The sequence below is a fragment of the Streptomyces sp. genome, assembly GCF_019510245.1.
GTDB lineage: Bacteria > Actinomycetota > Actinomycetes > Streptomycetales > Streptomycetaceae > Streptomyces.
The window spans coordinates 1-21,910 of sequence record NZ_JAEKKT010000244.1 but is presented as its reverse complement, the minus strand read 5'-3'; the positions used below and the strand labels follow the sequence as shown (position 1 = coordinate 21,910).

Genomic DNA, 21,910 nt, shown 5'->3' with positions numbered 1-21,910 from the left:
CGTCCTCGTCCTCGTGGACGAGGAGTACGGCCTGATCACCTGGAAGATGGAACTCGAACTCGGCCGCCACAGCCACACCCGGTTCACCAACCCGGACCTGGTCGCCTACGCCGAGAGCTTCGGCGCACGCGGCTACCGGGTCGAGGCCGCCGACCAGTTGCTGCCCACACTGCGCCGCGCCCTCGACGACGGCGGCGTCTGCGTGATCGCCTGCCCCGTGGACTACTCCGAGAACCTTCGCCTCACCGACAGACTGGGCGCTCTCCACGGCCCGTTCTGAACTGACGGGCCCAGAACCCGGAGTTCGCGGTCTTCATCCTTCTGAGGGGGCCGATTTCGGTTGCCCCCTTGTACACCCCTGCAGAGGTCTGTCACCCACCGGCCGAGGCGTCAGCGCTTCCTGAATCCCGACACTCCGGGCACTCCGATCGACCGACAGGTGGTGGCAGTCGAGCTGATGTTCAACGGCTCCCCCGTTCCCCGAGGAAGAAGGCCGCAAAGTGGCGATGCTGTCCGCGATCGCCGCCCGCTTGAAAGACCCGCCCACGGTCCTGTCGGCAGACGCTCTGCGGGGCGACCAGCCGCGCACGTGTGATGGCCCAGTGGTGACCGCTGGCAGTTTCCGTGGCGGGCTCCACCTGACTCCTGGCGGGGTCTCGTGGTCTCCATCCGCGCTCTCACACCGCCCTGCCTTCAAGGCACACTGCTCAGTCGAGGGACTCCCCCCATGCACGGAGGCCAAGCGCCTCCGCTGTGCAGCTGGCTCACTTCCTGAACCTGCGCGTCGTGAACCAGAGGGACAGTGGACAGGCGCGGGCCGAAGGTCCCGTGTGTCGTCAGCACTTGCGACACACGGGCCGGAGGTCAACCGTCAGAGCTGCGTGCCCGGTCGCGCGGTTCGGTCGGTGCGTCCCGGTCGGTTGTCGCGGTCCAGCTGGAGAGGAGGTTGAGGGCGTCGTGTCCGGGGGTTCCGGGTTCGGCGCTGAAGGCGGTGAGGGTCAGGCCGGGGTCTGCGGGCAGGGGCATCGCTTCGAAGGGGAGGGTGAGGTCGCCGACGACGGGGTGGTGGAAGTTTTTGGTGCCGGTGTGGTGGAGGCGGACGTTGTGCGCGGCCCACAGGGCGCGGAACTCCTCGCTGCGAGTGGCGAGTTCACCGACGAGTTCGGTCAAGGCCCGGTCGTAGGGGTCACGGCCTGCCTCGGTGCGCAGCAGGGCCACCGTGGTGTGGGCGGATTCTTCCCAGTCGGGGTAGAAGTCGCGGGCGCGGGGGTTGAGGAAGCGGAAGCGGGCCAGGTTGACCGGCCGGGTGGGGTCGTCGAAGACGGGTGCGTACAGGGCCCGGCCGAGCCGGTTGGAGGCGACGATGTCCAGTCGGCCGTTGCGTACGTAGGCGGCCGCGTCGGTCATGGAGTCCAGCAGGTGCTGGATGCCGGGCCGGATCTGTTGGCGGGCGGGGCGGCGGGTGCGGGGGCCGGTGTTCGCGGTGCGGGCCAGGTCGAACAGGTGGGCGCGTTCGGCCTCGTCGAGCTGCAGGGCGCGGGCGAGGGCTTCCAGGACGCTCTCTGAGACGCCGGAGAGGTTGCCGCGTTCCAGGCGGGCGTAGTACTCGACGCTGACGCCGGCAAGTAGGGCGACCTCCTCGCGGCGCAGTCCGGCGACGCGCCGGCGGCCGCCGTGGGCGGGCAGCCCGGCCTGCTGCGGAGTGATCTTGGCTCGCCGCGAGATCAGGAACTCGCGGACCTCGCTGCGGTTGTCCATGTCTCCCAAGGCTAGGCCGGGCGGGGGCGGCGTGGGGTGCCCTGTCAGTACACCGAACAGCGTGCACTCCCTCACCGTGTCGATGAGCGGTTTCCTGGTGGGTACCGAGGGACCGCAGGCGTGCGCGGTCCTCAGCTCGTAGCGCGACACGAAGGCAGGAACGATGACTCAGGACACGCAGAGCAGGCAGCCGTCGGGCGCCCGGGCACTGCTCGGTGACGTCGCACCGAAGCTGGCGGAACTGACCGACGAGGTCCTGTTCGGGGACGTGTGGGAGCGGCCGGAGCTGTCCCCGCGCGACCGCAGCCTGGTGACCGTCACGGCCCTGGCGGCGCTGTACCGCACCGACCAGCTCGGTTTCCATCTACGCCGGGCTCTGGAGAACGGGCTCAGCCAGGAGGAGCTGGCCGAGGCAGTGACCCACCTGGCGTTCTACGCCGGCTGGCCCACTGCGATGAGCGCCGCCTCCCAGCTGAAGACCATCGTCGAAGAAGCCGGCCCGGCCGCCTGACACACGTACCCCACCCCTTTCGCCCACCGGGCGGGCCGCGCCCGTGACCTGCGCGGCATGTACACCGACATGGGAGATGCAGATGGAGATCGTGAAGCAGCCCTCGACCATGAAGCTGCCCGAGCAGTGGTTCACCGGCGACGCCTGGGCGGACGTGATCTACCGGGGCGAACGAGAGTCCCGGGCCAGGGCGAACATGGTCCGCTTCGCGCCCGGCGCCCGCACCGCCTGGCACAGCCACGGCCTGGGGCAGGCCCTGTACATCGTCGAGGGCGTCGCGCTGATCCAGTCCCGTGGCGGGCAGATCATCGAGGCGCACCCCGGGGAGGTCGTCTGGACCCCGGCCGGCGAGGAGCACTGGCACGGCGCCGCCCCCGACCGGTTCATGGCCCACGTCGCGCTGTGGGAGGGCGACGACGTGGACTGGCTGGAGCACGTCACCGACACCGAATACTCCGGCCCGCGCATCCGTCCCTGACCCACGGCCGCGCGACACCCCGGTCTGGTCGGGAGCCGGCCCGCCACCACGGCCCTGTGGCCGCCGGAACAGACAGAACGCTGAAGGAGAAAGCCCGCATCATGACCCAGCACAACCCCACGCTCACCCTGAACAACGGCGTCGAGATGCCGGCCCTGGGCCTGGGCGTGTACCAGAGTTCGCCCGAGGAGACCGCCGAGGCGGTGCACACCGCCCTGCGCACCGGATACCGGCTCATCGACACCGCCGCCGCCTACTTCAACGAGCAGCAGGTCGGCGAGGGCATCCGCCGCTCGGGCGTGAACCGCGAAGAAGTGTTCGTCACCACCAAGCTGTGGATCAGCGACTACGGATACGAGCCGGCCCTGCGCGCCTTCGATGCCAGCCTGCGCCGTCTCGGCCTGGACTACATCGATCTGTACCTGCTGCACTGGCCGGTGCCCTCGGACCTCGATGCCGCCGTCGCCTCCTACCAGGCGGCGCAGAAGCTGCTGGCCGAGGGGCGGGCGCGCGCCATCGGTGTGTGCAACCACAGCCCGCAGCACCTGGCCACCCTCGTGGAGCGTACCGAGGTGGTGCCGGCCGTCAACCAGGTCGAGCTGCACCCGTACTTCACCCAGCGCGCCGTCCGTGAAGCCGGCGCCCGGCACGGCACCATCACCCAGTCCTGGTCCCCGATCGGCGGCGTGAACGTGTACGCCACCACCGACGCGGAGAAAGCCAGGAACGTGCTTCAGGACCCGGTCATCCGCGACCTCGCCGAAACGCACGGCAGGACTGCCGCGCAGATCGTGCTGCGTTGGCACCTGCAGAACGGCCTGTCCCCCATCCCCAAGTCGGTTCACCCCAACCGGATCAGGGAGAACTTCGACGTCTTCGACTTCTCCCTCTCCGCATCCGAGATGGCAGCGATCGACGCCCTCGACACCGGCGTGCGCGGCGGCCCCGACCCCGAACAGGTCGACACCGAGATGTTCCCCCTCACCGTCGAGAACTGACAGCCGCCCGTGGCCGTATACGGGCCGGCACCCGGAAAGAACCCGCTTCCCCCTGACCAGCAGCCTCCTGGACGGCGCCGCCGAGGCCCGCTCCTGCGGCACCTTCCATGGCCCGAGCACCCCGCCTGGAAACTCCACACCATGATCACCAGTCCAAGCGTGTCGCCGATCACCGCCGGTGCCGCTCGGTCGCGCGCCCAGGCCGGCGCAACGCTCGCCGCCGCCGTGCTCGCCTTCTTCGTGATCACTTTCGACGCCGTGGTCGTCAACGTCGCGCTGCCTTCGATCGGGGGCGACCTCGGCGGCGGCATCACCAGCCTGCAGTGGGTGGTGGACGGGTACACCCTGATGTTCGCCGCGTTGCTGCTGTCAGCCGGCTCGCTGTCCGACCGCATCGGTGCGCGTCGTGCGCTCGCCATCGGGGTGGCTGTGTTCGCGGTCGCCTCGGCCGCTTGCGGCTTGGCCCCGAGCCTGGGGGTGCTGGCCGCCGGCCGTTTCGTCCAGGGCTCGGCGGCCGCAGTGATGATGCCGGCCTCCATGGCTCTGATCGGCCAGGCCTACCCGGATGCGCAGCGGCGGGCGCGCGCGGTGGCGATCTGGGCGATGGGCGGTGCGGTGGCGTCCTCCTCCGGCCCGGTCCTCGGCGGGCTGCTGACCGGGCTGTCGTGGCGTTGGATCTTCTTCGTCAACCTGCCCGTCGGGGCGGTGGCGCTGGTGCTGCTCGCCCACGCAGCCCGCTCGCCGCACCGGCGCGTCCCCTTCGACTGGACCGGCCAGGTCACCGCGGTCGCGGCGATGGGCGGCCTGACCTACGCGGCGATCCAGGCCGGTACCGACGGCTTCGGCGCCCCTCGGGTCATGACCGCCTTCGCGGTGGCCGTCGTGGCGCTCGCCGCGTTCCTGGCGGCCCAGGCGCGCGGCAGTCATCCGATGATGCCGCTGGACCTGTTCCGCTCGCGCACGGTGACCATCAGCGTCGCGGTCGGTTTCGCGTTCATCGTCGGCTACTACGGGCTGCCGTTCGTGATCAGCCTGTACCTGCAGCAGATGCGGGGCCTGTCCGCCCTCGCCACCGGTGCGGCCTTCCTGCCCATGATGCTGATCGGTGCCGTGCTCACCCCGTTCAGCACACGCCTCGCGGAGCGGATCGGTGCGTGCTCTCTCGTCACCGTGGGTCTCGCCCTGATGAGCGCCGGGCTGGTGATCCTCGCCCTCACCCCCGTCTCCACGCCGGTGTGGGCGGTCGCCGCGCTGATGGTCCTCATCGGACTGGCCGGACCGCTGGTGATGCCCCCGGTCACCGCCGTGCTGCTCAACGCCGTACCGGCCCATCGTGTGGGGGTCGCCAGCGGCGTGTTCAACACCAGCCGGCAGATCGGCGGCGCCCTGGCTGTCGCCGTCTTCGGCGCTCTCCTGGCTCAACCAGCCGGCTTCCACACCGGCATGCGCATCAGCCTGCTCATCGCCGCGGCCGTAGCCCTCGCGGCCGCGGTCATCAGCCCGGCCCTGACGCCGGCGTCACGTCCGTGAATCCCGCAGCCCCTCACCGGCATCCACCGGAAGGGAGACCGCCCATGACCACGTGGACCAGCGACGAACTGGACAGGATCGCCGCCGCGGACGAACTGCGGATCGCACCGCTGCGCGGCGACGGCAGCCCGCGCCCGCCTGGGCCCGTCTGCCGGTGGTGTCGGGAAGGACGTCGCTCTGTCCGAGGAGAGCGACCCCCGCGTCAACGACCGGCTCGACGCGGCCTACCGCACCAAGTACGGCCGCTACGGCGGCACCTACGTCACCCCCATGGTCGCCGGCCCGGGCCACCACTCTCCAGCTCCTGCCGAGATGAAGAAGGCGCTGGTTGCCCGGCCGGATCTCGGGCAACGCCGTCTCGGCGTACCGACACCGTGAGCGAGAAGTGCACCTCCCATCGGTGCGCGGTGGAGCGGTGGACGTGGTGGAGAACCGCGGCGATTCGCAGATCTGCCGGCGCGACGGCGGTTCTCCGGGCCTCCTCCCGGACGTCCGGAACAGGCGGGGTGGCAGAACGGCGGCACCCGAGCCTGGTCGCGGCTCACTCCGTGCATGGCGCCGTGCGGCGCGAAGGCGACGTCTTCCGCGATCAGCGGCTCGCGGACCCGCCGGGCAGGACAAACCGGCAGCGGCCCCGTCGCACGGTGTGAAAGCCCTCGCCCGCGTAGGCCCCGAACCGGTTGCCCCACTCACCGTCTCGCGGGGTCTGGCCAGGCCGCGCCGTGCGGGCTGGCCGGCCCGCTTGCTAACGGGCGACGTAGCCGCCGTCCACCGGCAGCGCGACGCCGACGACGAAGCCGGCGCCGGGGCTGCACAGCCACAGGACGGCCTGGGCGATCTCCTCGGCGGTGCCGAGGCGGTTGATGGGCTGGTTGGCTTCGGCCTCGGCGCGGTCGAGTTCTCCCTTGGCGATCATGTCGCTGACCATGGGGGTGTCGATGGTGCCGGGGCAGACGGCGTTGATCCGGATGCCGCGCGGGGCGTACTCGAGGGCGGCGCTGGTGGTCAGGCCGATGACCCCGTGCTTGGAGGCATGGTAGGAGGCACGCCCGGGCAGGCCGACCAGCCCCCCGAGCGAAGAGCAGTTCACGACGGCGCCGCTGCCCTGCGCGCGCATGTGCCGCAACTCGTGCTTCATGCAGGCCCACACACCGCGCAGGTTGATGGCATTGACGCGGTCGAACCGTTCGGCGGGCTCGTCGGCGGCATCGCTCGGCGGGATCTGGATGCCGGCGTTGTTGTAGGCCATGTCCAGGCGGCCGAAGGTCTCCACGGTGTGGTCGACCGCGGCGGCGACCTGGTCCTCGTCGGTGACGTCGCAGGGCGGGCCGAGAACCCGGTGCCCGGCTGCGGCGAGTTCGTCTGTCGCTGTCTTCAGCGCGTCCGCGTCGAGGTCGGTGAGGGCGACCGCGGCACCTGAGGTGGCGAAGGCGCGGGCCGCGGCCAGGCCCATTCCGGAGGCGGCTCCGGTGACGAGGGCGACCTGGCCGGTGAAGTCGTAGGTGGGGTTCATCGGGTACTCCTTGCAGGGTGAATTGCAGGTCGAGCGGTCTGGCCGCTGAACGACGAGCGCCCACCTGGTGGTGAAGACGGCGTCGTAGCAGCAGCCGGAGCACGGCGGTCGTGATCCCCTCGGGTTTGCCGAGGCGGCCGATGGGCTCGTCAGCGATGAGTCCTCCGCGTCAACGAAGCAGCAAGCGGGCCCAACGGCACCAGGGCGGCCAGAGCGGGGACGAACCCGGCGAGGGAGGTGGGGGTCAGCGCCGGCACGGCACCGGTGCGGTGGTGCCTGCGTCTGCGGAGGCCGGGGCGGTGCCCTGGGTCACGATCCGTGCCGGGTTGCGGGTGCCGCTGAGGGCCAGGGCGATGAGCGGCACAAGGGTGAGGGCGGCGGAGACGGTGCCGACCAGGGGCGGGCCCGTCACGCCGAGGGAGGTGTCCAGGGCCTGGCCTGCCAGGGCTGAGCCGACGGCGATGCCGGTGTTGTAGGCGGAGGTGGTCAGCGCCGAGGTCAGGGTGGGGGCGTCGCCTGCGAAGCGGACGGCGAGCGACGTGACGACAGGGTTGACGGTGAACCCGGCCAGGGCCATGAGGAAGACCAGGGCGACGGCGGTGACGGGGCCGGACGACAGCGGGATCAGCAGGACCAGCGCCAGGGCGGTGATCGCCGCGGCGGTGATGGTGGTGAGCATCGGGCGGTGGTCGCCGAGCCGGCCGCCGATGGCGGTGCCGCCCAGGGCGCCGAGGCCGAAGACTACGAGGACGAGTGGGACCGCGCCTGCCGGGATGCCGGCGCGGTCGGTCAGCAGCGGGGTGATGTAGCTGTAGGTCGCCAGGACGCCGCCCATGATCAGGACGGCGGCGGCCAGGGCCAGCCACAGCCGCCCCTGCCGCAGGGCACGGACCTCGGCACGCACCGATACCTCGGCCCGCTGTTCCGTCCGGGGAATGAACCGGCCGACGAACACGGCGGCCAGGGTGGCGAGGACGGCCAGTGCCCAGTAGGGGCCGCGCCAGCCGGTGTAGTGGCCGACGAAGGAGCCGATCGGCACGCCGACGACGTTGGCCAGGGTCAGGCCGCCCATCATGACGCCGACGGCCCGGGTGGCCCGCGCGGGCCCCGCGGTGGCGGTGGCGATGACGAACCCGACGGCCCAGAACGCGCCGGTGGCCAGCGCGGTCACGAACCGAGCGGCCAGGACGACTGCGAAGGAGGAGCTCACGGCCGCGACGACGTGCCCGAGAACGAAGACCGCCAGGGCCAGGACGAGGGTCAGGCGCCGGGGCAGACGCAGTGTGGCCAGCGCCATGGTCGGCCCGCCGACGATCATGCCGACGGCGAAGGCGGTGATCAGCAGACCGGCATGGGAGACGCCGACGCCGAGGTCACCGGCGATCTGCGGAAGGAGCCCGGCGACGACGAACTCGGTGGTGCCCATCAGGAACGTGCCGGCGGCGAGCACCCAGACGACGAAGGGCAGCTTGCCCGTGGGGGTGTCGGCTGCGGAAGGCATGCAGGTACTTCTCTTCCTCTCAGGTGTCAAGATCAGGAGTCGGCTTCGATGGTGATGCGGTCGGCGCCGCCGAGCTGATCGGCGCTGACGTCGAGGTGGCCGAGGATGAGCAGGTCGGCGGAGGCGGCCGGCCCGTTGCGGTGAAAGAGGGCCAGGTTGCCCCACGGCGCGTAGTAGGCGATGTCGCCGACCTTGGCCGCGGCCGGTGCGGGAGCACCGGAGGTGTCCAGCTTGCGCGGCAGGTCGGCGACCCGCTCCGTGCCGTGGAAGTCCTCCAGGTCCAGGGTGAGCGGGAGCAGCCTGGCGAAGTCGCGGGCGGCGGGGCTGTCGTTCAAGGTGGCATCTACGCGGCGGCCGTCGAGGGTGACCCGGATGTCCATGGCAGTGCTCCTGTCGGAGAGGGACGGCGCGGCGGAGGGTGCCGCCTCATGCCGCCCCGGGGAAGAAGAGGCGGGGGACGGCGTGGCCTGAGGGGAGCCGCTGGAGCAGGCGCTCACGGTCAGCAGCACAGTGGCCGCCGGAACGACGCGGACCAGTCGGCGGCGGATGGCGGACTTCATACGAGTCTCCGGTGTCGTTACGTCGGCATGGGCTCGGAGTAGTGCCGGAAGGCGCCGCGCTCGGCGTGGAGGGCGTACAGACGCTCGGCCAGGGCCGCGGGGCCGGAGTGCTCGGAGTCGGGCCTGATCGCACCGGGGACGATCAGCTGCGCGACGTGGATGTTCTCTCCGGCGAGGGCGTCGTGGAGCATCGCCGCGTAGGCGCTCCCGGCGGCGAACGCGATCGAGGTGCCCGCGCGCTCGGGATGCGGCCGTACGGCGCTGCCGCCGTTGACGAACAGCACCGTGCCCCGGCCCGGGTTCCGCATGCCGGGAAGGGCCGCGTTCACCGCCGTGACCGGGTCCTTGACGGAGAAGGCCACCGGGTCGTCGAGGTCGGTGGCGGCGGTGTCGAGGACCGGCTTCATGAAGTCGCCGCGGGGCACCGGGCTGTACTGGAGGATCTCGATGGGCCCCAGCGTGTCCGCGGCCGCGTACAGGTCCGCGGTGAGGGAGGCGGGATCGAGGACGTCGGCGGCGAAACCGCGTGCCTTGATGCCGTCGCGGGCCAGCTCGGCCGCGAGGCCGTCCAGGTGTTCGGTGCTGCGCGCGATCAGGACGACGGTGTGGCCGGCGGTGCCGAAGCGGCGGGCTGCGGCCAGACCGAGGCCGGGGCCGGCGCCGATGAGGGCGAAGGTGGTCACGGTGAGTCCTCGAAAGGGGGGCGGTCCTGTCTTGCGGGCCCGGAGGAAGCGGGGCCGGTCCTGCTGTCGCGGGCCCGGACGGGTTCACCGTCCAAGCCGGCGCGTTCAGGGCAGGACGTGCGTGGTCACGGCTTGAGCAGGGCCTTGATGGCGCGGCGTTCGTCCATGGCCCTGTAGCCCTCGGCGACCTGGTCCAGGGGCAGGGTGAGGTCGAAGACCTTCCCCGGGTTGATGCGGCCGTCCAGGACCCGCTGGATGAGGTCGGGCAGGAGGCCGCGCACGGGGGCGGGCCCGCCACGCAGGCCGACGTGGGAGAAGAACAGCTCCTGGCCGTCGATCTCCACGCCGTGCGGGACGCCGACGAAGCCGACGTTGCCGCCCGGGCGGGTGGAGTGCAGCGCCTGCCGCATGGCCTCGGGGGTACCGACGCACTCCAGCACGCTTTCGGCGCCGACGCCGCCGGTCAGGTCCTTGATGCGGGCGACGCCTTCCTCACCGCGTTCAGCGACGATGTCGGTGGCACCGAACTCCCGGGCCAGCCTCTGCCGGGACTCGTGGCGGCTCATGGCGATGATCCGCTCGGCACCCATCTCCTTGGCGGCGATGACGCCGCACAGGCCGACCGCGCCGTCGCCGACGACCACGGCGGTGGAGCCGGGCTTGACCTCGGCGGCCTGGGCCGCGTACCAGCCGGTGCCCATGACGTCGGACAGGGTGAGCAGACTGGGCAGGAACTCCTCGGCCGGGTGCTCGTCAGTGGCGACGAGGGTGCCCTGGGCGTTGGGGATGCGGACGTAGTCGGCCTGGCAGGTCGACATGAACTCGCGGTGCACGCAGCTGGACTGGTAGCCCGCCCGGCAGTTCGCACAGGTGTTGTCGGAGGTGGCGAAGGATCCGATGACGAACTGGCCCGGCTTGACGTGGGTGACGTCGGCTCCGACCTCCTCGACGATGCCGACGTACTCGTGGCCCATCGGATGCGGCTCGTCGACGGGCTCCGCACCTCGGTAGGGCCACAGGTCCGAGCCGCACACGCAGGTGACGACGGTGCGGATGATCGCGTCGGTGTGGTGGACGATCTTCGGGTCGTCCAGCTCTTCGAAGCGGATGTCGCCGGGGGCGTGGATGACTGCTCCGCGCATGATGATCCTTCCTTCGCTGCCGGGAGTGACTGTCGGCCGACCTCGGACGGCAGACGGGTGACGTGCTTCGTCCGGGTGCCTGGCATCGAGAGTCACACGCGTGGGTGGGTGCGAAAAGCGGAGAAATCCATCCGGGGAGAGCCGCATCCTGGGAGGAAACTCTCCCCCCTTGCCGAGGTGCTGCCGGTGTCATCCTGGGCAGCATGACCAGCAACGCACCCCTCAACGAGCTGGGCGAATTTCTCAAGAAGCGCCGGTCCGAACTGAGCCCGCGCACGGTCGGGTTGCCGGAGACGGGCGGTCCCCGCCGGGTCGCCGGGCTGCGCCGGGAGGAAGTCGCCCAGCTGGCCTCGATCAGCACCGACTATTACACCCGGCTGGAGCAGGGCCGCATGCAGGCGTCCGCGCCCGTGCTCGAGACCCTCGCCCGGGTGCTGCACCTGGACAACGACGAGCGGGGCTACCTCTTCCGCCTCGCAGGCAAACCCACCACCCGCACGCGGCGCCGAGGCCGGCAGACGGTCCAGCCGCAGCTGCAACGCGTCCTGGACGACCTCACCGCCACACCGGCCATCGTGCAGGGCCGGCGCGGGGACGTCCTCGCCTGGAACGCGCTGGCCTCCGCGATGGTCACCGATTTCGCCTCCATTGCGGAGAATCACCGCAACTATCCGCGGATCATCTTCACCGAGCCGGCCATGCGCACCTTGTACGCGGACTGGGAGAACGCCGCGCGCACCGCCGTGGCGCAATTGCGGATGGAGGCCGCCAACTATCCCGAGGACTCCCGGCTGAGCGCGCTGGTCGGTGAACTCTCCACGCGGGACCAGCAGTTCGCCCGGTGGTGGGGAGATCACCGGGTGGCCGCCCGGACCGTCGGCACGAAGACCCTCAACCATCCGGTCGTGGGCGAACTGGTCCTCGACTGGGACACCTACACCGCCAACGCGGATCCCGACCAGCACCTGACTGTCTGGACGGCCGAGCCCGGCTCCCCCACCCACGAACGGCTGCGGATCCTCGCCTCCTGGGCCGCCGACCAGAACCTGGCCCCCTCCTCCGCCCTCGCCTGAGCGTCGGGCGGCCGAACAGCGCCTACAGCCAGGCGCCGCCGTCCGTGGCCGCGTCTGCTCGGACGACGGTCCGCAGCGCGGGCGCCCGGTCACGGTGGATCGGACCGGACAGCCCGGGCAAGGGGCGACCGGTGGCGTGGTTTCCGGCGGCGATGATCTCCGCGGTGATGGAGACCGCCGTCTCCTCGGGGGTACGGGCACCGAGGTCGAGGCCGATCGGGGAGCGCGGCCGGCTCAGTCGCTCCTGCGGCACGCCTGCCTCGGTCAGCAGGCGCAGCCGCTCCTCGTGGGTGCGCCGGGAGCCCATCGCTCCCACATAGCTCACGGGCAGGGTCGGAGCGTGGCGCAACAGCGGGATGTCGAACCTGGCGTCGTGGGTGAGGACGCAGACAGCCGTCCGGGCGTCCACCTGTGTGCCGGCGTTCCGGGTCGTCCCCGATCGTGATCAGCAAAAGGTCCCGCGGCGGGGTCAGTGGGCTCGTTGAGTGGGTGACCATGCTCGTCGTCACCCGTGAGGACGACCGGATCGGCGACGGACGGGCCGACTACTCGCACCAGCACCGCCGGCACGGAGTGAACGTACAGGTCGTCACCGATCCGGACGGCCGGCTGCGGTGGCTCTCGCCCGCCCTGCCGGACCGGATGGCGGACCGCGCGGTGCAGATCCACGGCGGCGAATCGGCTATCTGCGCGGGGTGGTTGTGGAGCGCTGCTACCGTGACGCCCGGCTGTTCCACGTCTACGAGGGCACCGGCCACATCCAGCAGGTGGTCATCGCCAAGGCGTTGCCGAGTGAGTCGGCACGAGGTTGAATAGAACATCAACTCGCCTTTTTCACAAGGCTGTTGCGATACTCTCGCGCTGACCGACATCAGTCGCCACACGTCGCACATGTCACGCGAGAGTCCGGGATTTCCCATGTCTGTCCCCCAACCCAGCCGGTCCGACGCGCTCGCCTACGCGGCGGCCGGAATGGAACCTCCGCCGCCGGTACCCCTCAGGAAGAACGACCCCGTTCGGGTCGGCCCGTACGTCCTGATGTCGGTGCTCGGCAGCGGGGGGATGGGCCGGGTCTATCTGGGCCGGGACAGCACCGGCGGGTCGGGCCTGGCCGCCGTCAAGGTGATCCGGCCCGAATACGCGGAGGACCCCCAGTTCCGGAAGCGTTTCGAGCGGGAGGTCGGCGCGCTCGACCGCGTCCAGGGGGCGCACATCGTGCGGCTGCTGGGCAGCGGCTGCGACGAGGACCTGGTGTGGGTGGCCACCGAGTACGTACCCGGGCCGACACTCGCGGAACTCGTCGACGCGCGGGGGCCGCTCGACGCGCCGGCCGCCTGGCGGCTGCTGGCCGACCTGGGACGTGCGGTCGAGGCCATCTGGCGCGTGGGGATCGTCCACCGCGACCTCAAGCCGTCCAATGTGATCCTGGCGTCCGACGGCGCCCGCGTCATCGACTTCGGTGTCGTCCAGGCCACCGACGGCACCTCGATCACCGTCACCGGCCAGAACGTGGGAACGCCCGCCTTCATGTCCCCGGAGCAGGTAAGGGGCAAGGAGGTGACCGCTGCCTCCGACATCTTCGCGCTGGCCTCCGCCCTCGCCTACGCCGTCACCGGGCAGGCACCGTTCGGCGAGGGCACGGGTGTCGACGTCCTGCACCGGGTCGCCTTCGAACCGCCGAAGGAACAGGTCCTCGACAAGGTCGCGGCCGTCGACACGGAACTGGCCGCGTTCATCCGCACCTGCCTGGACAAGGAACCCGCATCGCGCCCGTCACCGGAGACGGTGTTCCGGACCGCCATCGGGCACCAGCTGCCCGCGCCGACCGAGCGGCCACCACGGCCCGCGCCGCAGAGGGCGCCCCTTCGCGACAGCCGACCCGCCGCCTCCGCGCCGCCCGTGGACCTGCCCACCGGCCCCGTCGCGGCCGCCATGCCCGCTCCGGGGAAGCGCAGGAAGCTCATCGTGGGCGCGGCTGCCGCGGCGGGTGTCGTGGCCGCCGCGGCTGTCACCGCGGCACTGTTGTCGCCGGGCCACTCCAGCGCGACAGCCGACCCCGGACCCGGCGTGTCGGCGATCGCGACGGACAACCCGGCCACCACCCGCAGCAGTTCACAGAAAGAGACACCGACGTCCAGCCCGTCGAAGACGGACCAGACGGTGAGGGAGTCGCCAAGCAAGGCAGCCACGAAGGACTCCACCGGGCAGGGCTCCGGGACAGCGGACCTCCGCACCACCGCATGCCCCGCCGAGCTCGCGTCGGGGGCCACCGGCGCCTGCGTCAGGACCCTTCAGCTTCTCCTGGCCGACCACGGCCTCTATGTCCCGGCCGACGGGGAGTTCGACGCAGCGACCGTCGCCGCGGTCGAAGCCTTCCAGACCGAGGCCGGCCTCACCGCCGACGGGAAGGCCGACGCACAGACGAAGAAACTCCTGTACGGCCTGGACCGCGGGGCCGTACAGGCCGGCTCGGTCACGGTGACGGAGAGCGTCAACGCCACCTCGGTCGCCCGATGCCTCGACAGCCGCGAGTCGAACGCCCAGGTGTGGGGGTGCAATGCCACGGCCGCTCAGGAGTGGGCGTTGTATCGCGTGGCCGGCCAGGACTCCCAGTACCTCGTCGTCAATCGGGGCAGCCATCTCTGTCTGGACGCCGACGCCGGCACGACCGCCCAGAACGGTCAGAAGATCCAGGTCAGGACCTGCGACGGGCTCAGCTCCCAGCGATGGCGGCTGGGCAGCGGCGGGACAATGGTCAGCGTTCCGGACGGCTTCTGTCTCGACGCCGACGCCTCCACCTCCGGACAGGACGGTCAGCCGGTACAGGGCTGGGGATGCGCGGGCAGCACCAACCAGGTGTGGCACTGGTCCTGACGGCCCCGCCGCCGAAAGGTGGGCACGGAGTCTCCGCTGCCCCACAACCGCGTCATGGCGCAGGCACGCCCGCCGGCGTGGAACGTGATGGGGGATCGCCGACAGCCATCACCCAAGACAGCCGCGGCACCGCCGACGTCCTGGAGTCACGGGAGATCGAGTGCCTGAGCCCCGCGACGACGAAGTGCTCCTGCGGGTGCACGCGGCGGGCGTCGACCCGAGTGTCTGGCACCTCATGACCGGCTTGCCCTGTCTGGCCCGCCTCGGCTTCGGACTCCGCAAGCCCAGGACTCCGCTACGGGCTGCAGCGGCGCTGGGCGCAAAGGTGACCCGCTTCAAGTGCGGCGACGAGGTCTTCGGCACCTGCGACGGCTCCTTTGCCACGTGCACGCGCGCCGAGGCCGACCGGATCGCACCAGATCGGGCTGGATCTCCTCGACCGACTCGCCGTTCGCCCGGCGCCGCAGCACGGTGTGCAGCACGTCGTCGGTGATGACAGGTGGCCGTCCGCCGTGCTTGCCCCTGCGGGCCGCCGCATCGAGCCCTTCGAGCGTCGACTCCCGGATGTCCTCCCGCTCGGTCTCCGCCATCGCCGCGAAGAACGCGAACAGCAGACAGCCCGGCCCGCTGGGGTCGTACATCCCGGGCAGCGGTGGCGCTCGACGTCGTCCGCGTTGCTCGGGGAGGTTTCTTGAGGGGCTGTCACGCCCCCGAGGCCGTCACGAACAATCTTCAGAAGTACCCCGAACCCACCTTTGAGTGAGGACGAGTTCTGCGAACCGAACCAGCGGTTCACGGCCGCCGGGTCGCCGGTGTCGATCTTGCTCGGGGAAAGGACCGTTTGTGCGAGCCGCTCGACGTCGGGGTCGGCGCGGCTCACGTTCGGCGACGGGCAAGCCCGCACTGGCCGCCCCGCTTCTCCCGGGACGGCGAAGCGGGGAGCTAGATACTAAGGCTAGTTGATAAGGTAGCCTTAGTATATGAACGATGACCTGGACCCCGACGAAGTCGCCTCGGTCCTGCTGGCCGGTCTCAGCGCGCTGATACGACGGGTGCGCCAAGTACCCGTCGACGGCGGACTCACCATGCCCGAGCGGACCGCGCTGTCGCACCTGGATCGCTCAGGCCCCACTACCTCGTCGGCGCTGGCCCGCCAGGTGCAGATCACAGCGCAGGCCATGGGGGCGACGCTCAGCGCGCTGCGGGCCCGTGGCCTGGTCGACCGCCGCCCGGATCCGAACGACGGCAGGCGCATGGTGCTGTCCGTGACCGACGCCGGGCGGCAGGCGCTGCGGGACAAGCGCAACGCGCGGATGGAACTCATCGCCCGGTCCCTGACCAGCGGCGCGTTCACCCCTGCTGAGCTGGAACACCTCGCATCGGCCGCGCCACTCCTTGAGCGGCTGGCCCAGCACATCTGACCCCGACGGAACCAGGGAAGCACACCGATGACGGCTCCTCCCAAGACGCACGCCCCGCGCCGCCCGGGCGGTGACCGGTACAAGTGGACGGCGCTGGCGAACACGACCGCCGCGGTCTTCATGTCCGCGCTGGACGGCTCGATCGTGCTGATTGCCCTGCCGGCGATCTTCCGCGGCGTGCACCTGGACCCGCTGGCTCCGGGCAACATCGCCTACCTGCTGTGGATGATCATGGGTTACCGGTTGGTCCAGGCCGTCCTGGTGGTCACGGTGGGACGCCTGGGAGACATGTACGGTCGGGTCCGGATCTACAACTCCGGGTTCGCGGTCTTCACCTTCGCCTCGGTCCTGCTGTCTCTCGACCCCTTCGACGGCGGCCACGCGGCGATGTGGCTGATCGGCTGGCGGGTGGTGCAGGCCGTCGGCGGGTCGATGCTGGCTGCGAACTCGGCCGCGATCCTGACCGATGCCTTTCCCAAGGAGCAGCGAGGCTTCGCCCTGGGCATCAACCAGGTCGCCGGGCTGGCCGGGATGTTCCTCGGCCTGGTCGCGGGGGGTCTGCTGTCGGCCTGGGACTGGCGGGCGGTGTTCTGGGTGAATGTGCCTGTCGGCCTGTTCTTCACGCTGTGGGCCTACCGCACCCTGCGAGAGACGGGGAAGAGCGGTGGCGGCCGGATCGACTGGTGGGGCAACATCACCTTCGCGGTGGGACTCAGCGCGGTCCTCATCGCGGTCACCTTCGGCCTGCAGCCCTACGGCGAGCACACCATGGGCTGGACCAACCCGCTGGTCGACATCCTGATCTTCGGCGGACTGACCCTGCTGGCAGCGTTCGTCGTCATCGAGAAGCGCGTCTCCGCACCAATGATCCAATTGGGTCTCTTCCGCCGGCGGGCCTTCACTTTCGGCAACCTGGCAGGCCTGGGCATCTCGATCGGCCGAGGCGGGATGCAGTTCGTTCTGGTCATCTGGTTGCAGGGCATATGGCTTCCGCTCCACGGCTACGACTACGGCGACACGCCCCTGTGGGCCGGCATCTTCATCCTGCCGCTGACCGCCGGTTTCCTCGCCGCAGGTCCGGTGTCCGGCTACCTGTCCGACCGGCTCGGCTCCCGGGGCCTGGCCACCGGCGGCGCGCTGCTGTTCGGCGCGAGCTTCCTGGGGCTGATGCTGTTGCCGATCGACTTCAGCTACTGGATCTTCGCCGTGCTGATCGCGCTCAACGGGATAGCGAGCGGCATGTTCGCCTCCCCCAACTCCTCCTCGATCATGGGCAGCGTTCCAGCAGAGCTGCGCGGTGTCGCCTCCGGCATGCGCTCCACCTTCCAGAACTCCGGTACCGCCGTCTCCATCGGCGTCTTCTTCTCCCTCATGATCGCGGGGCTGAGCAGCAGCCTCCCGCACACCCTCACCGCCGGCCTGCGGGAGCAGGGCATACCGGCCCACGTCGCCACCCAGGTCGGCGGCCTGCCTCCGGTCTCGTCCCTGTTCGCCGCCCAACTGGGCGTCAACCCGATCCAGCACCTGCTCCAGCCCAGCGGCGCCCTGACCCACGTGACGGCGGCCCGGCAACAGGTCCTGACCGGACGTGAATTCTTCCCGCACCTGCTCTCCGGGCCTTTCCACTCCGGCCTGGTCATCGTGTTCGCCTTCGGCGCCGCCCTCGCCTTCCTCGCCGCGCTCGCCTCCCTGCTGCGCGGCACCAGTCCCACCGCCGAGCCCCTGGCACCACGAACGGCCGCCACCGGCGACGCCCTTGCCGCTGCGACCGACGACGGGACAGAAGCGGCGCATGGGGAGAAAGGCCATGTGCGCCCTGGTCCCGGCAACTAGCCGACATCCACAGGAGAAACACCCATGGCACTGACAACAATCGATCCCACGCCCGCGCTCGTCGTGATCGACCTGCAAAAGGGCATAGTCGCGGCCCACACCGACAGCCAGGCGGCTGCCGCCGTCAAGCAGGCGACGCACCTGACGACCGAGTTCCGTCGGCACGGCCTGGCCGTGATCCTGGTCAACGTCACCGGACGCGCGCCGGGACGCACCGAAGCCCGACGGTCCGGGAGCAGCGCCGCGCTGCCATCCGGCTGGGCCGACCTCATCGACGAACTCGACGTCCAGCCGACCGACCACCTGATCACCAAACGGCGGCGCAGCGCATTCCACGACACCGGGCTCGACACCCTCCTGCGGGACTTGGGCGTCACCCAGATCGTGCTCGCCGGAATCGCGACCAGCTCAGGCGTGGAGTCGACCGCGCGCTCGGCCTCCGACTACGGCTACCACGTCGTCCTGGCCACCGACGCCATGAGCGACCCTGATGCCGATGCCCACCGCCACAGCACCGAACGCGTCTTCCCGAAACTCGGCGAGACCGCCACCGTCACGGAAATCATCGACATGATCGAGGCAACGCGATGACTCTGCTGGGCCGCATCCTGAACAACCGCAGAGCAGGCGAGACCCACATGGCGTGGAATCTGCCCAATCTGCACAGTGCCGAGTCGCTGACCCTCACCAGTCGGCAATTCGACGACGGAGACTCCCTTCCGCTGGAGCACTGTCTCAAGAACATCGGTGGCGACAACCTCTCCCCCCATCTGGCCTGGACCCCGCCGCCGGCCGGCACCGCCCAACTCCTCCTGGTCATGGAGGACATCGACGTCCCCATGGCCAAGCCCGCTGTGCACTGCGTCGCCCTGATCGACCCGGCAGCCCGAGACCTGGAGCCCGGTGCCCTCGACGCACGGCAGCCGGCCGCCGGAGTGCAGTTGTTGCGCTCCAGCATCGGTCGCGGATACCACGGCCCCGGACCCATCAAAGGCCACGGGCCGCACCACTACGTCTTCCAGCTGTTCGCCCTCGCCACCCGCGTGGAAAGCACCCCCGACACAGCGCAACCGAACCGGGCGCGGCCCCGCGCCCTCCTGCCCGCCATCACCGCACCCGTCCTCGCCCGCGGCCGAGTGACCGGCACATTCGAACGCTGACCCCTGCCCCGGGCCCGCACCCATGCAGCGTGCCCGGAGCTGGAGATCCGGGCATGCAGGTGATCTCGGATCATGCCCCGCGGCTGCCCTCGTCGTCCTCGTCCAGGACGTCATGCTCCCGTTCCTCGGGCGGCAGCGCCCGCAGGTGGTCGACGTCGGCGTCGAGGCAGCGGGTTGTCCGGAGCACGGTGGAGTTGAGGACCAGGCCGAGCGCCCCGGGGGGCTCCCACAACGGCGCCCCCGCCCACTCGCCCGCCGATCAGTGAAGTGAACCGCATCACGCCGGCAAGGCTGGAATGCACCACACGCCGCCCTCATCGTCGCGAACGTGGCACCACCAAAACACGCTTGCTCAATCGCCGCACGGTTCCGACCGCACACGGTCTCTGCGGACACAAGCCACAGTTTCGCCCTCTACATGCTGGTGATCCTGCACCATTTGATGACCAGCGGTTCGGCCTGGCCCCGAAGGAGCGGCCCCGTGATTGCGTTCAAGGGCCCACTCGGGGATCGCCGAGGGAAGCTCAAAAGCCGCCAGTTGCTGATCTTTTGGTTCGGTCCGATGGCGGCCGTCGCCGACCGTCCACACTCCCGGGACCGGCGCGGGCGTGATCGTCGGCGCCAGGGCGCCGCTCGATCACAGCCCCTGTGGCTGGGCGGGGCCGGCTGACGGGACACCTTGTCGCCGCAGGAGCAGGCCGGCGGGCCGCCACAGGGCGAAGGCCAGGCCGAGGCCGAGTGGGACCTGCAGGAACTGCTGGATCACCGGAGGCCCGGGCTTGTCCCCCCGGCTGAGCGGCGCATCGCCCTGCGAATCGACGGTCACCGTGTAAGTGCCGCCCACCACCCACTTCCAGCCCATGAGCCCGTTCTCCTCGAACGGAGCCAGCGGTGGGCCGTCGAGGACGGTGACCGTGTAGCGGTGGACGCCGGGATCCATGCCGTCGCCGGCGGACCACTGAATCTGTCGGACCCTGACGTGTTCGGTACGCCCGTGCTGGTGCAGTGCCTGATCCAGCTCCAGGTTCTGCAGGATCAGCACCCCGAAGAGGCACACCGCACACAGCATCCACCGGAGGTCCAAGTACCAGCAGGTGCACAGGAACACGCAGCCGAGGAGGATCGCCAGCGCGCACAGCAGGTCGATCCACTGGGCGTGCGTGACGGAGGCCGTGCGCACGATCAGACGCACGATCGCCCACAGCGCCAACGCTGCGCCGGTGCTTACGGCGCCCACCAGCACCCGCCGGCCCACACCTGTCCGCCCTGTGCCTGCTTCCTCCGCGCTCACCCTCACCCCTGCTCGAGATGAAACCGCCGACCTGGTGGTGCACGCGCTCCAATATATGGATTGTTCAACGATCCTTCAATAGGATGGTTCAACATCGAGTCGTCTGCTTCGCGGACGCGGTACGGCAACCAACCGGAGGGCTGCTGGAGATGAGCCGGCATCAGTTCGAACAGGTCGACGACCTCGGGGAGATCCTGTTCTGCGACGACCCCGCGCTGCGGCTCGAACGCGTGCTGATGGGCCTGGAGACCGCGGAAGGCACCGTCACCCTCGATCCCGCACAGACACGCCACATGCCCGCTGCCCTCTTCGAGTTCAGGCACGCCCTGGGCGTGGGCGACTTCGGGTACGTCGTGCCGAAGGGAGCCTCGCTCGACGGGATACCCGAGGAACCGCGGATCGAAGGCGCCATCCTGCTCGGCATGCGCCGCCTACCGCCCGAGTTCCCCGACCTGCGCCTGGCCGACCCGCCGGGATCCGACGATGGCGGGGGCCGCCCCGACAACAAGTGGCCCACCGTATTCGACGAGCTGCTCATGCGCGAGGCACTGCGACGCGACCTCGACGAGGTCTACTTCGGCATGAGACGCAGGACGCCCGGCTACGCCAACCTGCGCTCGATCCCCGGATGGGAGCTGCACGAGATACCCGATGAACAGCCAAAACTGGAGCAGCGCCTCGGATACACCTGCTCCCGGCTGGAACTGCGGACGCCCGACGGTGAGATCTACTCCCGCACCTGGGTCCCGCACGACCCCGAGTGGCAGGCCGCCGCCCTGCGTCACGGATACGTCGTGTGCCTGTGCGGCGTGGAACTGGGGATCCGCGCACCGTACGCGATGACCGACGCCCAGCACACCCCGCGCATGCGCCACGCATCCTTCCGCCGCGGATGCGCATTGGGCCTGACCGTCGGCGGACTCGTCACCTACGTCAACCACCCCTGACGCACAGCACCAGGACGGCATGCATCGAGTACGAGCTGGGCCGCCTCCTCCCGCCGGAGATCACATCGATGCTCCGACCGCAACAAGGACGGTGGGGCCAGCACTTCCTCACATCACCTTGCGTCAACACCGCTGGGTCCAGCCCACATTGCCAAGTGGGCCACGAACCGCTGCCAAAGCCATGGGCCAGCGGTGCAGTCCAGCAGCAGCTCAACACGCAGAACTTGACAGGGAACGGACCTGGTCAGACGAGACCACCCACACGGGCCACCCCGACCGACACCTTGCCGCACTTGGGGAACGACACGTCGTCGATCACCCACACCTCGGACCTGACACCTTCGGACAGCCGCTCGGCCATCGGCTGGACCGACGTGCGCCGGCCGTCCAGCATCAGACCCCGCAGGTAACACTCGCCCCACCACCGCTGATCCCGCCGCGGAAACGACCCGAACACACCGGCAACGAGCTGAGGTCACTCAACGTAACGAAACACTACTAGGACTTGTCCGGCCGATCAAGTTCGTAGCCAGATGGTGAGGGCTGCCGCTGTCGTAGTGCCGAGGTAGACGTAGCCGCGCTTGTCGTAGCGGGTGGCGACGGCCCGGGACTGTTTCAAGCGGTTGATTGCACGTTC

22 protein-coding genes and 5 pseudogenes are annotated in these 21,910 nt (G+C 70.2%); 15 read left to right on the top strand and 12 right to left on the bottom strand.

The annotated features are described in order from the left end of the window. Positions 1-280 (top strand): thiamine pyrophosphate-dependent enzyme (locus tag JF597_RS47315; RefSeq protein ID WP_294011574.1); only part of this gene is annotated, 280 nt, incomplete at its 5' end. Positions 281-864: 584 nt separating this feature from the next. Here the strand turns inward: JF597_RS47315 and JF597_RS47310 are convergent. Then, entirely contained in the window at positions 865-1,758 is an 894-nt protein-coding gene (locus tag JF597_RS47310) for a helix-turn-helix transcriptional regulator (protein WP_294011571.1), read from the bottom strand. A gap of 163 nt (positions 1,759-1,921) precedes the next feature. Between JF597_RS47310 and JF597_RS47305 the strand changes: the two genes are divergently transcribed. The 5 genes from JF597_RS47305 (at position 1,922) to JF597_RS47285 (ending at position 5,653) form a co-directional block, all read left to right on the top strand. Beyond that, on the top strand, positions 1,922-2,269 hold the full coding sequence (locus JF597_RS47305; RefSeq protein WP_294011570.1) for a carboxymuconolactone decarboxylase family protein: 348 nt from the start codon (positions 1,922-1,924) through the stop codon (positions 2,267-2,269). Positions 2,270-2,351: 82 nt separating this feature from the next. Next, complete coding sequence (locus tag JF597_RS47300; protein WP_294011568.1) at positions 2,352-2,747, top strand: cupin domain-containing protein; 396 nt, start codon at positions 2,352-2,354, stop codon at positions 2,745-2,747. Between the two features lie 101 nt (positions 2,748-2,848). Beyond that, positions 2,849-3,745 carry an aldo/keto reductase gene (locus tag JF597_RS47295; protein ID WP_294011566.1) on the top strand — a complete coding sequence of 299 codons (897 nt, stop codon included), beginning with the start codon at positions 2,849-2,851 and terminating at the stop codon, positions 3,743-3,745. Between the two features lie 141 nt (positions 3,746-3,886). Next, positions 3,887-5,275: an MFS transporter gene (locus tag JF597_RS47290; protein ID WP_294011564.1), complete on the top strand. Its 1,389-nt coding sequence runs from the start codon at positions 3,887-3,889 to the stop codon at positions 5,273-5,275. Between the two features lie 138 nt (positions 5,276-5,413). Next, a complete protein-coding gene (locus tag JF597_RS47285) occupies positions 5,414-5,653 on the top strand; it encodes a DUF2255 family protein (RefSeq protein WP_294011576.1) in 240 nt (79 codons plus the stop codon). A gap of 367 nt (positions 5,654-6,020) precedes the next feature. Here JF597_RS47285 and JF597_RS47280 read toward each other — a convergent pair whose 3' ends face one another. The 5 genes from JF597_RS47280 to JF597_RS47260 form a co-directional block, all read right to left on the bottom strand. Continuing rightward, the gene (locus JF597_RS47280; RefSeq protein WP_294011562.1) at positions 6,021-6,788 is read right to left on the bottom strand and encodes a glucose 1-dehydrogenase; all 768 of its coding nucleotides are present in this window, start codon (positions 6,786-6,788) and stop codon (positions 6,021-6,023) included. 244 nt (positions 6,789-7,032) lie between these two features. Continuing rightward, positions 7,033-8,289 (bottom strand): MFS transporter, encoded by a 1,257-nt coding sequence (locus tag JF597_RS47275; RefSeq protein ID WP_294011560.1) that lies wholly within the window; start codon positions 8,287-8,289, stop codon positions 7,033-7,035. Between the two features lie 32 nt (positions 8,290-8,321). Further along, positions 8,322-8,849, bottom strand: coding sequence for a cyclophilin-like fold protein (locus tag JF597_RS47270; protein WP_294011558.1), 528 nt, complete (start codon positions 8,847-8,849; stop codon positions 8,322-8,324). 17 nt (positions 8,850-8,866) lie between these two features. Beyond that, a complete protein-coding gene (locus JF597_RS47265; RefSeq protein ID WP_294011556.1) occupies positions 8,867-9,532 on the bottom strand; it encodes an SDR family NAD(P)-dependent oxidoreductase in 666 nt (221 codons plus the stop codon). Between the two features lie 125 nt (positions 9,533-9,657). Next, positions 9,658-10,674: a zinc-dependent alcohol dehydrogenase family protein gene (locus JF597_RS47260; protein WP_294011554.1), complete on the bottom strand. Its 1,017-nt coding sequence runs from the start codon at positions 10,672-10,674 to the stop codon at positions 9,658-9,660. Between the two features lie 203 nt (positions 10,675-10,877). Between JF597_RS47260 and JF597_RS47255 the strand changes: the two genes are divergently transcribed. After that, positions 10,878-11,747 (top strand): helix-turn-helix domain-containing protein, encoded by an 870-nt coding sequence (locus tag JF597_RS47255; protein ID WP_294011552.1) that lies wholly within the window; start codon positions 10,878-10,880, stop codon positions 11,745-11,747. 22 nt (positions 11,748-11,769) lie between these two features. Here JF597_RS47255 and JF597_RS47250 read toward each other — a convergent pair. Further along, positions 11,770-12,165, bottom strand: a pseudogene (locus JF597_RS47250) (XdhC family protein); the annotation flags it as partial. Between the two features lie 101 nt (positions 12,166-12,266). Between JF597_RS47250 and JF597_RS47245 the strand changes: the two are divergent. The 3 genes and pseudogenes from JF597_RS47245 to JF597_RS47235 all read left to right on the top strand — a co-directional run. Then, positions 12,267-12,389 (top strand): annotated as a pseudogene (locus tag JF597_RS47245) (IS5/IS1182 family transposase); the annotation flags it as partial. 53 nt (positions 12,390-12,442) lie between these two features. Then, a complete protein-coding gene (locus JF597_RS47240; protein WP_294011550.1) occupies positions 12,443-12,559 on the top strand; it encodes a hypothetical protein in 117 nt (38 codons plus the stop codon). A 106-nt stretch (positions 12,560-12,665) separates the two neighbouring features. Next, positions 12,666-14,621, top strand: coding sequence for a protein kinase (locus tag JF597_RS47235; protein ID WP_294011548.1), 1,956 nt, complete (start codon positions 12,666-12,668; stop codon positions 14,619-14,621). 413 nt (positions 14,622-15,034) lie between these two features. On the opposite strand, the pseudogene JF597_RS47230 reads toward JF597_RS47235, so the two are convergent. Further along, a pseudogene (locus tag JF597_RS47230) lies at positions 15,035-15,274 on the bottom strand (recombinase family protein); the annotation flags it as partial. 327 nt (positions 15,275-15,601) lie between these two features. Between JF597_RS47230 and JF597_RS47225 the strand changes: the two are divergent. From JF597_RS47225 to JF597_RS47210, 4 genes are read left to right on the top strand one after another with little or no spacing between them, the layout of a single operon-like run. Further along, positions 15,602-16,042 (top strand): MarR family transcriptional regulator, encoded by a 441-nt coding sequence (locus tag JF597_RS47225; protein WP_294011544.1) that lies wholly within the window; start codon positions 15,602-15,604, stop codon positions 16,040-16,042. A gap of 27 nt (positions 16,043-16,069) precedes the next feature. Beyond that, on the top strand, positions 16,070-17,875 hold the full coding sequence (locus JF597_RS47220; protein ID WP_294011542.1) for an MFS transporter: 1,806 nt from the start codon (positions 16,070-16,072) through the stop codon (positions 17,873-17,875). Positions 17,876-17,899: 24 nt separating this feature from the next. Further along, a complete protein-coding gene (locus JF597_RS47215) occupies positions 17,900-18,466 on the top strand; it encodes an isochorismatase family protein (RefSeq protein WP_294011540.1) in 567 nt (188 codons plus the stop codon). Beyond that, positions 18,463-19,035 (top strand): YbhB/YbcL family Raf kinase inhibitor-like protein, encoded by a 573-nt coding sequence (locus JF597_RS47210; RefSeq protein ID WP_294011538.1) that lies wholly within the window; start codon positions 18,463-18,465, stop codon positions 19,033-19,035. The genes JF597_RS47215 and JF597_RS47210 overlap by 4 nt, the downstream gene beginning before the upstream one ends. 70 nt (positions 19,036-19,105) lie before the next feature. Here JF597_RS47210 and JF597_RS47205 read toward each other — a convergent pair whose 3' ends face one another. Together JF597_RS47205 and JF597_RS47200 are read right to left on the bottom strand one after the other, a co-directional pair. Next, the gene (locus tag JF597_RS47205; RefSeq protein WP_294011535.1) at positions 19,106-19,267 is read right to left on the bottom strand and encodes a hypothetical protein; all 162 of its coding nucleotides are present in this window, start codon (positions 19,265-19,267) and stop codon (positions 19,106-19,108) included. Between the two features lie 405 nt (positions 19,268-19,672). After that, on the bottom strand, positions 19,673-20,272 hold the full coding sequence (locus JF597_RS47200; RefSeq protein WP_294011533.1) for a hypothetical protein: 600 nt from the start codon (positions 20,270-20,272) through the stop codon (positions 19,673-19,675). Positions 20,273-20,409: 137 nt separating this feature from the next. On the opposite strand from JF597_RS47200, the gene JF597_RS47195 reads away from it, so the two are divergent. Beyond that, positions 20,410-21,273 (top strand): hypothetical protein, encoded by an 864-nt coding sequence (locus JF597_RS47195; RefSeq protein WP_294011531.1) that lies wholly within the window; start codon positions 20,410-20,412, stop codon positions 21,271-21,273. A 265-nt stretch (positions 21,274-21,538) separates the two neighbouring features. On the opposite strand, the pseudogene JF597_RS47190 reads toward JF597_RS47195, so the two are convergent. After that, positions 21,539-21,730, bottom strand: a pseudogene (locus JF597_RS47190) (transposase); the annotation flags it as partial. Positions 21,731-21,790: 60 nt separating this feature from the next. After that, positions 21,791-21,910: pseudogene (locus JF597_RS47185) on the bottom strand (IS5/IS1182 family transposase); the annotation flags it as partial.